We start from the raw sequence: 12883 nt of genomic DNA, 5'->3' as shown, positions 1-12883 counted from the left end.
CGTCCGCTGGCTGGGGTCACCGGTCGGCGAAGAGGCTCCGGCGACGTCGAGACCGGCACGGCCGAGACCGGCGCACCGAAGTCGGGCCCGCCGGGAGTTCTGGAGACCGACGGCGCCGACACGGGAGGCGCCGAGGTCGGCAGTGTTCCGGCGGACGGCGTGGTGACCGGTGGCTGCGAGACGGCGGGTGCGGGTGAACCGGCAGTGTCGACGCCAGCGGGAGGCACGCCGGGACCGCGGGCGGTGGGGTGGCCGATGCCGGTGGTGCGGCGGCTTCCGGGCTGATCGGGTGGTGGCGGTGCGGACGGTGCCGAGCCGGGAGATGCCGTGGCCGGCGGCGCGAGGGCCGCGACGTCGGGCGGTGCGAGGTCCGGGTGGCGCCGGCCGGTCGGCGGGCGTAACCGGGTGGTGCCGACACGGGCCCGGCAGCTGAGCGGATCGGGGCAGGCGGTGCGGGCTGCACCGGTGGCGGTGCGGCGGCAGGCGGGGCCTGCGCGCCGCGGCAGGCAGCTCGGTGGCGGGCCCGAACCAGCTCTGCCGGAGCGTCGGCGAGGCAGGCGGGTCCCGGCGCGGACGGCTCGGGCGCCGGCGGAACGTACCCAGGTGGGCTGGCGGGCTGGCGGTGCGGTCGGCGCCGGGGCCGCGCCCGGCGGGGGATCGGGTCGTGCTTCCGGCGGCGGTCCCACCGGTGCCGGGTCGGCGGCTGGCCCCGGACATCCCACGCCCCGACGGTGCAGGCACGGGCGGCTGGGCCGGTGGTGCGGAGACCGGTCGGTGGGCGGGTGGTGCGGGCACGGAGCGTTGGGTGGGTGGTGCGGAGACCGGACGGGCCGGGGCGCAGCGACAGGTGCAGGGCGCGGCGGCCACCGAGGGCGCCGGTGTCGGTGGTGATGGCGAAGGCGACGACCGGCTGATCGTGCAGTGGAGCCGGACGGACCTGGTGCTCGTGCAACGGCGCGCGGGACGTACCTCGTGCTGAAGATGCAGCGGTGCCGGTCGGACGGCGTCCCCCGTCGGTGCCCGGCCGGCAGCGGAGGCGGCAGGCCGCTCCGGTCCTGGCCGGGAAGGTCAGTCCGGTTGTGGTCGGGAGCGTGACGGTGCAGTCCGGTCCTGGCCGGCTCAAGGTCCCCGACCGGCGCGGCAGGGGGCGACGGTGTGGCGCGGAGTCGACCCCGGCTGGCGGTGCTGCGGAGCGGGGAGACAGGCCGGGCCGGCCCGCTGCCGCGGGTGAGACTGGACGGTCCCACTCCGGGAGCGGGGGAGACAGGACTGGTTGCGCTCGGGGCCGGGAGAGACGGGATGGTCCGGCACCACCGACAGGTGCCGGCGGCGCGGATCCTGGTCAGGTGCCCGGAGACCGGCCGCTCAGGCTCGGGCAGCGCAGCGGCCGGCGCCGGTCGACAGACCGCTCCGGTTCGGCACCGTCCGGTGAGCCGCCCAGCCGCCAGTCAACATCCCGCTCCTGCGGAAGTCGGCCGCTGGTACTCGCGATGGTCCCGACCGCTGCTCGGCCGCAACGGTCCGGGTGCCGGCCAGGGCAGGTCGCCGCGCGACAGGTGCCGTACTCCTGCGGATCCGGCGTCGACGGCTGCGGGGCACCCACCGGCGGTCGCGGTCCGGGCGGACCCACTCATCGGCGGGGGGTACCCGGACCGGTTCGTCGTCGACGTAGCCGTCCGGGTACGGCGCGGCGTCGGGTCGCCGCCGACGAAGTCACCGCGGTAACCGTCGACCACCGGGCCGTCGGCGCGGGCCGGCTGCGGGGTGGTGACTCCACTGGTAGCGGGGACGCGGGAGACGTCCTCGGGCGGCCGACGGTCGACGCTGATCGGCCGGGCGGTGTTGTGCGGCGGCGGGCCGACGTTCCTCGTCCGTCTCGCCACCCAGCCGGAAGGGCTCCGGGCGGCCGGGGACACCGGTGCCCGCGCCGGTACTCGTCGCAACCGGTCGGCTCGGCGCGGCGGCGCAGCCGATCCGGGTACGACTTTGTCGGGCTCGCGCTGGCTCCGTCGCTCCGGTTCGGGTCGTGGGTACCGGTCGTCGCGCCGGGTCACGTCGTTCAGGCTCCCGGCCGGCGTACCGCTGCGGGTCGCGTCGCGCGTACCGGTCGGGATCGCGCTGGTCGCGGGCGCGATCCGGGTCGCGCCAGTCCGGATTCGCGCGGGTCTCGGCGGTCCACGTAGCGGTCCGGGTCGCGCCGGTCGCGGCGCGGCGGCGCACCGGCGCCGGAGGCCTGCGGTCAGAAGTCCGACCAGACGACCCGTCGCGACCCCTGGGAGCATCGTCGTACGACGAGCCGCCCCTCAGTCCGGGCGCTCCGTCCGGGAGCGGGTGGCACCGACCGGTCGTACGGTTGCGCACCGTTCGAATGCGGCGGGTCGACGGTCGGGGATCTCGTGCCGGCCCGGCCAGCCGTCCGGCTCGTCGTCCCAGGACCGGCCGACGTAGGTGCCGTCGGGTCGGGTCGGCGCGAGTGGCGGCACCTCGGCGCGTCCGACGGCGCTCGCGCGACCTCGTGGGGGCGGTGGCTGGTGCTCGGCCCCGATGTCACCCGGGCAACGCTGGCCGAGGGGAACTGCGGCTGCCATTCGCTCGTCGGCTCGACGACCCAGGATGGCTCGGCGGGATCGATGCCACCGGTCGGCGTAGCCTGACTCATCCGCCGAACCTGTCGCTGCGGCCGGGACGCCGCCGGTGGGCGGCGCACGTCACGCGACCCGCAGCGCGGGAACCGGTCCGACGCAACCGCGGCGACCCGGGGCCGTGCACCGGCCGCGCCGGAGCCCAGGGCCGGCGCCCGCCCGCTCACGGTCGCGCCCCGGTGGTCGGCTCGCGTCCGCTCGCTCACGGCGATGTCACCTCGTCGGAAATGGTCGCGCTGGGCACCCCGGAGGCCGGCAAAATCGCTCGTCCGGGCACCGGATGGCTGCGCATGGAGGGTAACGGCGCGGGCTCGGTCACCGCCACTGCGGCACCCTCGTCAACCCAAACGTTATCCTATTGATCCGGACATTTATCCCTATGCCGGTATCGGACTCCCGACGCTGCCACACCCACCGTCAGCCGCTCGTCGCCCGGCCTGTGCGGCGCGGACCGAACCCGCGGTCAGACCTGGTCGCCGATGGCGACCCGTGGCTCCGGCGTACGCAGCTTGCGGAAGGTGATCGCCCGCATGATCGCGTAGAGGTACAGCGACCCCATTCGCTGGGTGGACTTCGGGAACCGCTCGCGGACCAGCTTCTTGATCTTGCGCGAGATGAGCACCGAGTCGACCACCACGCCCAGCGCCAGCGCACCCCAGAGCAGGTTGGAGGCCAACCGGATCACCGGCGGCATCGCCTGGTTCGAGCCGATCAGCACCACCAGCGCACCACCGAAGAACCAGGTGCCGACGGTACGCCGGGAGTCGACCACGTTGCGGGCCAGCAGCCGCTCCGGCCCCCGGTCGCGGGGGCCACCCTCCCGCCGGAACTCCGCGGCCGCCTCGGCACGACGCTGTCGGCGCTCCGCCTTCGCCTCGTCCTTGCTCAGCGGCTTCGTCGCCCCGGCGGGTCGACGCCCGGTCACGGGTCGCTTGGGCGTCTGGCGACCCTTGGCCGGGGTGTAGGCACGGGACCGAGCCGCCTCGGCCGCCTCCTCCTGCGCCGGGGTCAGCGGCTCGGTGGCGGGATCGGCGAGGTCGGCGGACTTGCGACGAAACAGCGACGGCACGCGGCAAGGGTAGCCAACGCCGCGCGCCTGCCGCACATCGCGGTGCGCCGAACGCGCGGCGGGTGACGTCGCTGGCCGACTACGGTCGTTCCACGTGCGCGCCGAGGTCGGCGAGCTTGGCCTCGAAGTCCTCGTAGCCCCGGTTGATCAGGTCGACGCCGTAGACCCGGGAGGTGCCCTCGGCGGCCAGCGCGGCGATCAGGTGGCTGAAGCCCGCCCGCAGGTCGGGAATGACCAGGTCGGCGGCGTGCAACTTGCTCGGGCCGGCGATCACCGCGGAGTGCTTGAAGTTGCGTCGGCCGAAGCGGCACGGGGTGCCGCCCAGGCAGTCCCGGTAGACCTGGATGTTCGCGCCCATCGAGTTCAACGCCTCGGTGTAGCCGAGGCGCTGCTCGTAGACCGTCTCGTGGACGATGGACAGGCCACGCGCCTGGGTCAGGGCGACCACCAGCGGTTGCTGCCAGTCGGTCATGAAGCCCGGGTGCACGTCGGTCTCCAGCGCGGTGGCCTGGAGTTCGCCGCCCGGGTGCCAGAAGCGGATGCCGCCCTCCTGCCCCGGCTGTCCCAGCCGAGGGGGGCGGGTGTCGGTCACCTCGTACTCGCCGCCGACCGAGCGGAAGACGTTCAGGAAGGTCATCATGTCGGCCTGCTCGGCGCCGAGCACCTCGACGTGACCCCGGGTGGCGAGCGCCGCCGCCGCCCAGCTCGCCGCCTCGATCCGGTCCGGGATCGGCCGGTGGGTGTAGCCGTGCAGTTTCGGTACGCCCTGGATCTCGATCACCCGGTCGGTGTGCACCTTGATGATCGCGCCCATCTTCTGCAGGACACAGATCAGATCGATGATCTCCGGCTCGACCGCCGCGTTGCGCAGCTCGGTGACGCCCTCGGCCATCACCGCGGTCAGCAGCACCTGCTCGGTCGCGCCCACACTCGGGTAGGGCAGCGCGAACTTGGTGCCGTGCAGCCCGTTCGGCGCGGACAGGTGCAGCCCTTCGGGGGTCTTGTCGACGGTCGCGCCGAACTCCCGCAGCGCCTGCAGGTGGAAGTCGATCGGCCGGGGCCCGATGTGGCAGCCGCCGAGGTCCGGAATGAAGGCGTGCCCGAGGCGGTGCAGCAGCGGCCCGCAGAACAGGATCGGGATCCGGCTGGAGCCGGCGTGCACGTTGATCTGGTCGGTGCTGGCGCTCTCCACGTTGGCCGGGTCGAAGACCAGCTCGCCGTCCTCGTCGCCGTCGGTGACCTTGACACCGTGCAGCCCGAGCAGACCCCGGACGACCTCGACATCGCGGATCTTCGGTACGTCGAACAGCCGGCTCGGGCTGTCGCCGAGCAGGGCGGCGACCATCGCCTTGGAGACCAGGTTCTTCGCGCCGCGCACGCGGATCCGCCCTTGCAGCGGCGTGCCTCCGTGTACGACCAGGATGTCGTCGGTCAACGCAACCTCCAGCGCGTGCGTGCTGCCGTTTCGATGGATGGACACCACCGGTTCGCTACCCGGGGCGCGACCGCGCGCAAACGCCCGCGCCCGCATGTGTCGTCGCCCGGCAGCATAGCCCTCCGTGATGAGAATGGATCCGGTCACACCGCTTCGGAGGGCATTTATCGGTGATCCGGCACTTTCGCGTACACCGGGCGTTACTGAGCGTGATGCCTGGTCGAGGTCAGGCGCCGGGCAGCGCGAGCATCTGGTCCAGCGCCACCCGGGCGTGGTGCGCGGTGTCGGCGTCCACCGTGATCCGGTTGACCACCCGCCCGGCGACCAGCTCCTCGAGCGCCCAGACCAGGTGCGGCAGATCGATGCGGTTCATCGTCGAGCAGTAGCAGACCGCCCGGTCCAGAAACATGATCTTTTTGTCGGGGTGGGCCAGCGCCAGCCGGCGGACCAGGTTCAGCTCGGTCCCGACGGCCCAGGCGGAGCCGGCCGGGGCGGCCTCGATGGTCCTGATGATGTACTCCGTCGACCCGACCAGGTCGGCCGCCCGCACCACCTCGTGCCGGCACTCGGGGTGCACCAGCACGGTCACCCCCGGCACCCGCTGCCGGACGTCGTTGACGCTGTCGAGCGTGAACCGGCCGTGCACCGAGCAGTGTCCGCGCCAGAGGATCATCTTCGCCTCGCGTAGCTGCTCGGCGGTGAGCCCGCCGCCCGGCTTGTGCGGGTCGTACAGCACGCAGTCGTCGAGGGAGAGGCCCATCTCCAGCACGGCGGTGTTGCGGCCCAGGTGCTGGTCGGGCAGGAAGAGCACCTTCTCGCCCTGCTGGTACGCCCACTCCAGGGCCCGCTTCGCGTTCGACGAGGTGCAGACCACACCACCGTTGCGCCCGACGAAACCCTTGATGTCCGCCGAGGAGTTCATGTAGGTGACCGGGACGGTGTGCTCCGCCAGGCCCAGCTCGGTGAGCACGTCCCAGGCGTTCTCGACCTGCGGCAGCGCGGCCATGTCCGCCATCGAGCAGCCGGCGGCCAGGTCGGGCAGTACCACCTGCTGCGCGTCCGAGGTGAGGATGTCCGCGCTCTCGGCCATGAAGTGCACGCCGCAGAAGACGATGAACTCGGCCTGCGGCCGGGCTGCGGCCTCGCGGGCCAGCTTGAACGAGTCGCCGGTCACGTCGGCGAACTGGATCACCTCGTCGCGCTGGTAGTGGTGGCCCAGCACGAAGACCCGGTCACCGAGGGCGGCCTTGGCCGCCGTCGCGCGGGCCACCAGGTCCGGATCGCTCGGTGCCGGCAGGTCACCCGGACACTCCACGCCACGTTCGGTGGCGGGGTCGCTGCCGCGGCCGAGGAGCAGCAGCGCAGTGGCGGTGTTGGAGGGCTCAACCCAGGTCGACGTCACGCCTCCATGGTCCCACAGCGCGACCGCCGTGCCGCCCGCGCCGGTGTGGGCTGCCACACTGCCAGGCATGCGCGTACTGCTCTGCCCGGACAAGTTCGCCGGTACGCTCCCGGCTCCGCAGGTCGCCGCCGCCGTGGCCGAGGGCTGGCGGGAGGTGGCACCCGGGGACGACCTGCTGGTCAGGCCGCTGGCGGACGGGGGACCGGGCTTCCTCGACGTGCTCGCCGAGGCGCTGCCCGGCCAGCGGGTGCCGGTGCCGACGACCGATCCACTGGGCCGCCCGGTCACCGGTGAGATGCTGCTCACCGACGGGGGCGCGGTCGCCTGGCTGGAAAGCGCGCACGCCTGCGGGCTGCACCTGCTCTCCGCCGCCGAGCGTGACCCGCTGGCCACCACGTCGTACGGCCTGGGTCTGCTGATCGCCGCCGCGGTCGAGGCCGGCGCACGCACGGTGGTGGTCGGGCTCGGCGGCTCGGCGACGAACGACGGTGGCGCGGGAATGTTCGCCGCCCTGGGCGCGGTGGCGCTGGACGGCACCGGCGCGGCCCTGCCGTACGGCGGTGCGGCGCTGGCCGCGGCGGCGAAACTCGACGGGACGCCCCGGTTGCGGGACGCCCGGCTGATCGCGGCGACCGACGTCGACAACCCGCTGCTCGGGCTGCACGGCGCGAGCAACGTCTTCGGCCCGCAGAAGGGCGCCGACCGGGCTGACGTGCTGCTGCTCGATGCCGCGCTCGGGCGCTGGGCCGAGGTGCTGGAGCGGGACCTGCCCGGCTGCCCCAGTGGGCTGGGCGCACTGCCCGGTGGCGGCGCCGCCGGCGGCGCCGGTGCCGGGCTGCTCGCCCTGGGCGGACGGTGCGAGTCCGGCATCGGGCTGGTCAGCCGGGTCGTCGAACTGGACACCGTGCTCGACGAGGTCGACCTGGTGGTCACCGGGGAGGGCCGATTCGACCACCAGTCGCTGCGCGGCAAGGTGGTGGCCGGAGTGGCCGGGGCCGCGCGCGACCGGGGCGTACCCTGTGTCGTGCTCGCCGGGCAGGTGAGCACCGGTCGGCGGGAGGCGGCGTCGGTCGGGGTGACCGACACGTACAGCCTGGTGGAGCACTTCGGCGGTGAGGAGCGCGGCGGGTTGGCCGCCGCGCTGGAGCGCCCGGCGCAGGGGCTGCGTGAGCTCGGCGCCCGGCTGGCCCGGCAGTGGAGCCGCTGACCCGGTTCGGACCGAGTGCCTGGTCACGCCGCCGGGTGGCGCGGCCACCGGCGGCCTACAATCAGAAACTGGACCACTGTGGGAATCGCTGACCGGCGGCTGACGTTGGCCAGGGGAGGACCACACCGACGCGCCGCAGGGAGAATTCCACGTGACCACGCCAGCGCAGACCGAGTCGACCGAGGCCAAGGCCCCCACGTCCGTCGTCCTCACCGACGTCGCGGCGCAGAAGGTCAAGGCCCTGATCGAGCAGGAGGGCCGCGACGACCTGCGACTCCGGGTCGCCGTGCAGCCGGGCGGCTGCTCCGGCCTGCGGTACCAGCTCTTCTTCGACGAGCGTTCGCTCGACGGTGACATCGTCACCGACTACGACGGTGTCGAGGTCGTCGTCGACCGGATGAGCGCCCCCTACCTGGCCGGCGCCACCATCGACTTCGCCGACCGGATCGACGCCCAGGGCTTCACGATCGACAACCCCAACGCGGGCAACTCCTGCGCCTGCGGAGACTCCTTCAGCTGAGTCCGGTTTCGCACGCGGACGGCGGTACGGCCCATGGGCCGTACCGCCGTCCGCGTCTCTGCGTCTCCGGCCACCGTGGCCCGACCAGAACCTCCTGATCGCCCGTGCCGGCGGGGTCGACGGGAGTGGCGGAGGTGGCGGGTGGGAGAGAGGCGGATGGTCGCCCGCAGGTGGTGCTGCCGGTAGGCTGATCGGGCTCTGCCGCCGACCCCGAGGGTTGCCATGAAGATCGCCGTGACCGGCTCGATCGCCACCGACCACCTGATGAGCTTCCCCGGTCGGTTCGCCGACCAGCTCATCGCCGACCAGCTGCACAAGGTCTCGCTCTCCTTCCTGGTGGACGACCTGGTGCTGCGCCGGGGCGGGGTGGCGGCCAACATCGCGTTCGGCATGGGCCAGCTCGGTCTCCAGCCGGTGCTGCTCGGCGCCGTCGGCGCCGACTTCGCCGACTATCGCTCCTGGCTGGAGCGGCACGGCGTGGACTGCGACTCGGTGCACGTCAGCGAGATCGCCCATACCGCCCGCTTCGTCTGCACCACCGACACCGACATGTGCCAGATCGCCTCGTTCTACGCGGGGGCGATGAGCGAGGCTCGCAACATCGAGCTGCACCCGGTCGCCCGGCGCCTCGGCGGGCTGGACCTGGTGCTGGTCGGCGCCAACGACCCGGAGGCGATGCTGCGCCACTCCGCCGAGTGCCGTGAGCGTGGCTACCCGTTCGCCGCCGACCCGTCGCAGCAGCTCGCCCGGATGCCCGGCGAGGACGTGGTGGCGCTGATCGACGGTGCCGACTATCTGATGACCAACGACTACGAGAAGTCGCTGCTGCAGAGCAAGGCCGGCCTCTCCGACGCGCAACTGCTGGACCGGGTGAAGATCCGGGTCACCACGCTGGGCAAACACGGGGTGGAGATCGCTGGGCGGGAGATCGAGACGATTCACGTGCCGATCGCCCGGGAAACCCAGGCGGTCGATCCGACCGGCGTCGGCGACGGCTTCCGCGCCGGCTTCTTCACCGCGCTGTCCTGGGGGGTCGGGCTGGAGCGGGCCGCGCAGGTCGGCTCCCTGCTGGCCACGCTGGTGCTGGAAACCGTCGGCACCCAGGAGTACCAGGTGCACCGCGACGCCTTCGTCAAGCGCCTCGCCGAGTCCTACGGCGACCACGCCGCCGACGAGATCCGCCCGCACATGCTCCCCTGACCCACCCTGCCTCTGCCGCAGCGCGAGCCAGGCGGTGTCCCGGGCACCGCCTGGCTCAGTGGGCGCGGCGCACGTCGTAGCCGGGGCCGGGTGCGTTGCCCAGGAACTCCTGCTGACGCATCCGGCACCAGGCCGGGATGTCGACCGCCGCCGCCGGATCGTCGGCGAGCACCCGGACCACCGTGCCCACCGGCAGCTCCGGCAGCCGGCGGGCCAGGGCGATCACCGGCAGCGGGCAGCGCTGGCCGAGGCAGTCGAGCACCTCGTCGGGCTGGTCGTCGGGAGCGCTCACAGCCCCGTCACCCCCGCCTGTTCCCGCAGGTCGGCGACGATGCCGGGCAGCTCGGTGAGGAAGCGCTCCACGTCGGCCTCGGTGCTGCCGGGGTGCAACGAGACCCGGACGTTGCCGTGCGAGAGCACCCCCATCGCCTCCAGCACATGCGACGGGCGCAGGGTGGACGAGGTGCAGGACGAGCCCGACGAGACGGCGAAACCCCGCCGGTCCAGCGCGTGCAGCAGCGCCTCCCCGTCGATGTACAGGCAGGAGAAGGTGACCAGGTGCGGCAGTCGGCGCTCGGGATCGCCGACCACCTCCACGTCCGGCACCTCCGCCGCCACCCGGGCCCGGATCCGGTCCACCAGCGCGGACAGCCGCGACGCCTGGGCCGCCGCGTCGGCCGTCACCGCGCGCAGGCTCGCCGCCGCCGCGACCACCGCCGGCAGGTTGAGCGTGCCCGGGGTACGCCCCGACTCCCGTTCGTCGGTCGGCCAGGGCGACTCCCAGCGGGTGCCCTTGCGGACCACGAGCAGTCCGACGCCGGGCGGACCGCCCCACTTGCGGGCACTCGCGGTCAACACCGACCAGCCGGGCGGCACCGGCATCCGGCCCACCACCTGCGCGGCGTCGACGTAGAGCGGCACGCCGACCGGGCGCAGGCCGCGGCGGCGGCCTCGACCGGCTGCACCGTGCCCACCTCGTGACTGGCCGCGATCAGCGCGGCCGACGCCACGTGGGCCCCGGCGACCGCCGTCGACCAGGCGTCCAGGTCCAGCCGGCCGAGACGGTCGACCGGCACCTCGACGGCCGTGCCACCGTCGGCGACGTGCTGTTCGGCGGCGTACAGCACGGCCGAGTGTTCGATCGCCGAGTGCACCAGGACCCGGCCGGCCCGTCGGCGTCCACGCAGGCCACCGAGCACGGCGGCGTGCGCGGCGGTGGTGCCGCTGGCGGTGAAGGAGAGCTCGTCGGGGCGTACGCCGAGGGTCTCGGCCGTGGCCTCGCGGGCGGCGTCGAGCAACTGACGCGCGCGCCGGGCCGGCGAGTAGAGCCGGTCCGGGTCGGCCCAACCGTCGTCGAGCGCGGCCAGCAGCGCCTGCCGGGCGACCGGATGCAGCGGCGCGGCGGTGGCCGCGTCCAGGTAGACGGGGGAGGCAGTCACGTCTGCCCACGCTATCGTCCCGGTCCGCACCCGATCCCCCGTCGGGTGCGGACAACGACCCCAACCGGGTCCAGCCCGTCATGGTCGAGTAATCTGCGACCGTCGGTGACGCCTTTGCCGCCGGTGCGGCGGCTCCGCTCGGCGGAGCCGGCCGAAACGAGGACACCGCGGCGCGCTAGGGAGGCAGGACCAGGTGGTCGCAAGGAGTTCGGAGGTACGGCCGACGGCCGTACGGCACAGCGCATCCTCGCGGGCCGGTGGGCGGCGAGGGCGTCGTGCCGGGCGTCTCGCCGGGCTCGGATTCAGTGGGGCGGCGCTGCTGGTCCTGCTCACGGGCTGTGATGTCGGAGCGGCGTTCGGCGGCTTCGGCTGGCCGCAGGGCGGCATCACTCCCGAGGCCCGACGGATGTACGACCTGTGGATCGCCTCGTGCGTCGCGGCGCTCGCGGTCGGCTTCTTCGTCTGGGGCCTGATCTTCTGGTGCATCGTGCGCTACCGCAAGCGCGGCAACGAACTGCCGGTGCAGACCCGCTACAACCTGCCGATGGAGTTCCTCTACACCATCGCGCCGGTGCTGATCGTCTCGGTGCTCTTCTACTACACCGCGGTGGTGCAGACCGACGTGGTCAAGACCACCAACAACCCCGATGTGACCGTCGAGGTGGTGGCCTTCAAGTGGAACTGGCAGTTCAACTACCGCGACGGCCAGGGCGTCGACGCCGAGACCACCGCGTCGGTGCTCGGCACCAGCGAGGTCATCCCGATCCTGGTGCTGCCGACCGGCCGGTCCATCCGGTTCGAGGAGACCAGCCGCGACGTCATCCACTCCTTCTGGGTGCCGGAGATGCTGTTCAAGCGGGACGTTTTCCCCGGCAGCATCCGTAACGAGTTCCAGGTCTCCTCGCTGGAGACCGAGGGGGCGTACGTGGGTCGCTGCGCCGAGCTGTGCGGCAGCTACCACGCCTTCATGAACTTCGAGCTGCGGGTCGTCTCGCCGGAGAACTTCGACCGCTTCCTCGCCGCCAAGCAGGGTGGCGCCTCGACCCAGGAGGCGTTGACCTCCATCGGCGAGGAGCCGTACGCGATCACCACGAGGCCGTTCGAGACGCGGCGTGACGAGAGCAACTTCAACCCGGACACCGCTCCGGCCGGCACGGGAAGCTGAGGCAACCGGCATGAAGACCGAGTGGCGTATCTTCCTGATCATCGCCGGGTTCCTGCTCTTCGCGACCGTCCTCTACGGCGGCTGGACGTGGGCCGACTCCGGCGGTCGGGTCGAGTGGATCGGCACCGTGGCCCTGCTGCTGTCGTTCCTGCTCTGCGCGATGTGCGGCGGCTTCTTCTGGTTCGTCTCCCGCCGCATCGACCTGCGCCCGGAGGACCGGCCGGACGCCGAGATTGCCGACGGTGCGGGCGAGATCGGCTTCTTCAGCCCGGGCAGCTACTGGCCGTTCGGGCTGGCCCTGGCCGCCGCGATCGCCGGCCTGGGCCTGGTGTTCTGGCAGTTCTGGCTGCTCGGCCTCGGTGCGGTGGCCGTGATCCTGGCCGCCTGCGGCCTGCTGTTCGAGTACTACAGCGGCACTCGGCGTACCGCCGAGCACTGAGCCTCGCAACGCGACAGGGCCCGCCCCGGTGGGGCGGGCCCTGTCGTCGTCGGGTGGGCGGGTTGTTCAGGCGGCGCGGTGGTGGACGGCCGCACGGCGGCGGGTCGACCGGCGCGGTGCGATGCTCACCACCATCATGATCGCCGCACCGCAGCCGGTGCAGGCCCGTTCGGGGCAGTCGGCACCGTGGCCGTCGACACAGGGGGGCACCTCGAACCGCTGGATGCTGCCGCAGATGTCGCAGTGAAGCTCGCGCTCCGACACGGACCTCTCCTTTCGCTCGGGGCGGCCGGTCGCCGGACGTCGCCGGAACTACTCGGTTGTAGTTTCCCACGACCCTCCGACGTGCCGCGCCGCCCGGGCAC

12 protein-coding genes and 1 pseudogene are annotated in these 12883 nt (G+C 73.0%); 6 read left to right on the top strand and 7 right to left on the bottom strand.

What is annotated here, in order from left to right; translation table 11 throughout:
- Positions 1-664: 664 nt before the first annotated feature.
- Positions 665-979 (top strand): hypothetical protein, encoded by a 315-nt coding sequence (locus tag ENC19_RS23555; protein WP_164449256.1) that lies wholly within the window; start codon positions 665-667, stop codon positions 977-979.
- A gap of 1324 nt (positions 980-2303) precedes the next feature.
- Here ENC19_RS23555 and ENC19_RS23550 read toward each other — a convergent pair.
- The 4 genes from ENC19_RS23550 to nadA form a co-directional block, all read right to left on the bottom strand.
- On the bottom strand, positions 2304-2588 hold the full coding sequence (locus ENC19_RS23550) for a hypothetical protein (RefSeq protein WP_164449255.1): 285 nt from the start codon (positions 2586-2588) through the stop codon (positions 2304-2306).
- Between the two features lie 517 nt (positions 2589-3105).
- On the bottom strand, positions 3106-3711 hold the full coding sequence (locus ENC19_RS23545) for a DUF3043 domain-containing protein (protein WP_164449254.1): 606 nt from the start codon (positions 3709-3711) through the stop codon (positions 3106-3108).
- A 79-nt stretch (positions 3712-3790) separates the two neighbouring features.
- Positions 3791-5146 carry a UDP-N-acetylglucosamine 1-carboxyvinyltransferase gene (murA, locus tag ENC19_RS23540; RefSeq protein WP_164449359.1) on the bottom strand — a complete coding sequence of 452 codons (1356 nt, stop codon included), beginning with the start codon at positions 5144-5146 and terminating at the stop codon, positions 3791-3793.
- A gap of 226 nt (positions 5147-5372) precedes the next feature.
- Positions 5373-6548 (bottom strand): quinolinate synthase NadA, encoded by a 1176-nt coding sequence (gene nadA, locus ENC19_RS23535; RefSeq protein WP_164449253.1) that lies wholly within the window; start codon positions 6546-6548, stop codon positions 5373-5375.
- A gap of 67 nt (positions 6549-6615) precedes the next feature.
- Between nadA and ENC19_RS23530 the strand changes: the two genes are divergently transcribed.
- From ENC19_RS23530 to ENC19_RS23520, 3 genes are all read left to right on the top strand, one after another.
- Positions 6616-7755, top strand: coding sequence for a glycerate kinase family protein (locus tag ENC19_RS23530; protein ID WP_164449252.1), 1140 nt, complete (start codon positions 6616-6618; stop codon positions 7753-7755).
- Between the two features lie 151 nt (positions 7756-7906).
- Positions 7907-8275, top strand: coding sequence for an iron-sulfur cluster insertion protein ErpA (gene erpA, locus ENC19_RS23525; protein WP_093401225.1), 369 nt, complete (start codon positions 7907-7909; stop codon positions 8273-8275).
- 222 nt (positions 8276-8497) lie between these two features.
- Positions 8498-9475, top strand: a complete 978-nt coding sequence (locus tag ENC19_RS23520; protein WP_164449251.1) for a carbohydrate kinase family protein — start codon at positions 8498-8500, stop codon at positions 9473-9475.
- 55 nt (positions 9476-9530) lie between these two features.
- Here ENC19_RS23520 and ENC19_RS23515 read toward each other — a convergent pair whose 3' ends face one another.
- Positions 9531-9767, bottom strand: a complete 237-nt coding sequence (locus ENC19_RS23515) for a sulfurtransferase TusA family protein (protein WP_164449250.1) — start codon at positions 9765-9767, stop codon at positions 9531-9533.
- Positions 9764-10914, bottom strand: a pseudogene (locus ENC19_RS23510) (cysteine desulfurase family protein). Before ENC19_RS23510 ends, ENC19_RS23515 begins: the two are co-directional and overlap by 4 nt.
- Positions 10915-11107: 193 nt before the next feature.
- Here ENC19_RS23510 and ctaC point away from each other — a divergent pair.
- Together ctaC and ENC19_RS23500 are read left to right on the top strand one after the other, a co-directional pair.
- On the top strand, positions 11108-12079 hold the full coding sequence (gene ctaC / locus ENC19_RS23505; protein WP_164449249.1) for an aa3-type cytochrome oxidase subunit II: 972 nt from the start codon (positions 11108-11110) through the stop codon (positions 12077-12079).
- 10 nt (positions 12080-12089) lie between these two features.
- A complete protein-coding gene (locus ENC19_RS23500) occupies positions 12090-12518 on the top strand; it encodes a cytochrome c oxidase subunit 4 (protein ID WP_164449248.1) in 429 nt (142 codons plus the stop codon).
- A 66-nt stretch (positions 12519-12584) separates the two neighbouring features.
- Here ENC19_RS23500 and ENC19_RS23495 read toward each other — a convergent pair whose 3' ends face one another.
- On the bottom strand, positions 12585-12782 hold the full coding sequence (locus ENC19_RS23495) for a hypothetical protein (RefSeq protein ID WP_164449247.1): 198 nt from the start codon (positions 12780-12782) through the stop codon (positions 12585-12587).
- Positions 12783-12883: the final 101 nt, after the last annotated feature.

The sequence above is a fragment of the Verrucosispora sioxanthis genome (genome assembly GCF_010560025.1).
In the GTDB taxonomy this organism is placed as follows: domain Bacteria; phylum Actinomycetota; class Actinomycetes; order Mycobacteriales; family Micromonosporaceae; genus Micromonospora; species Micromonospora palythoicola.
Note: the sequence above shows the minus strand (reverse complement) of the source record. Positions and strands in the feature narration are given on the sequence as shown.

Bases quoted from the DNA above. Each gene is read 5' to 3' on its own strand.
- ENC19_RS23550 (WP_164449255.1), bottom strand. From the start codon at position 2,588: ATGGCAGCCGCAGTTCCCCTCGGCCAGCGTTGCCCGGGTGACATCGGG.
- ENC19_RS23530 (WP_164449252.1), top strand. From the start codon at position 6,616: ATGCGCGTACTGCTCTGCCCGGACAAGTTCGCCGGTACGCTCCCGGCT.
- ENC19_RS23520 (WP_164449251.1), top strand. From the start codon at position 8,498: ATGAAGATCGCCGTGACCGGCTCGATCGCCACCGACCACCTGATGAGC.
- ENC19_RS23500 (WP_164449248.1), top strand. From the start codon at position 12,090: ATGAAGACCGAGTGGCGTATCTTCCTGATCATCGCCGGGTTCCTGCTC.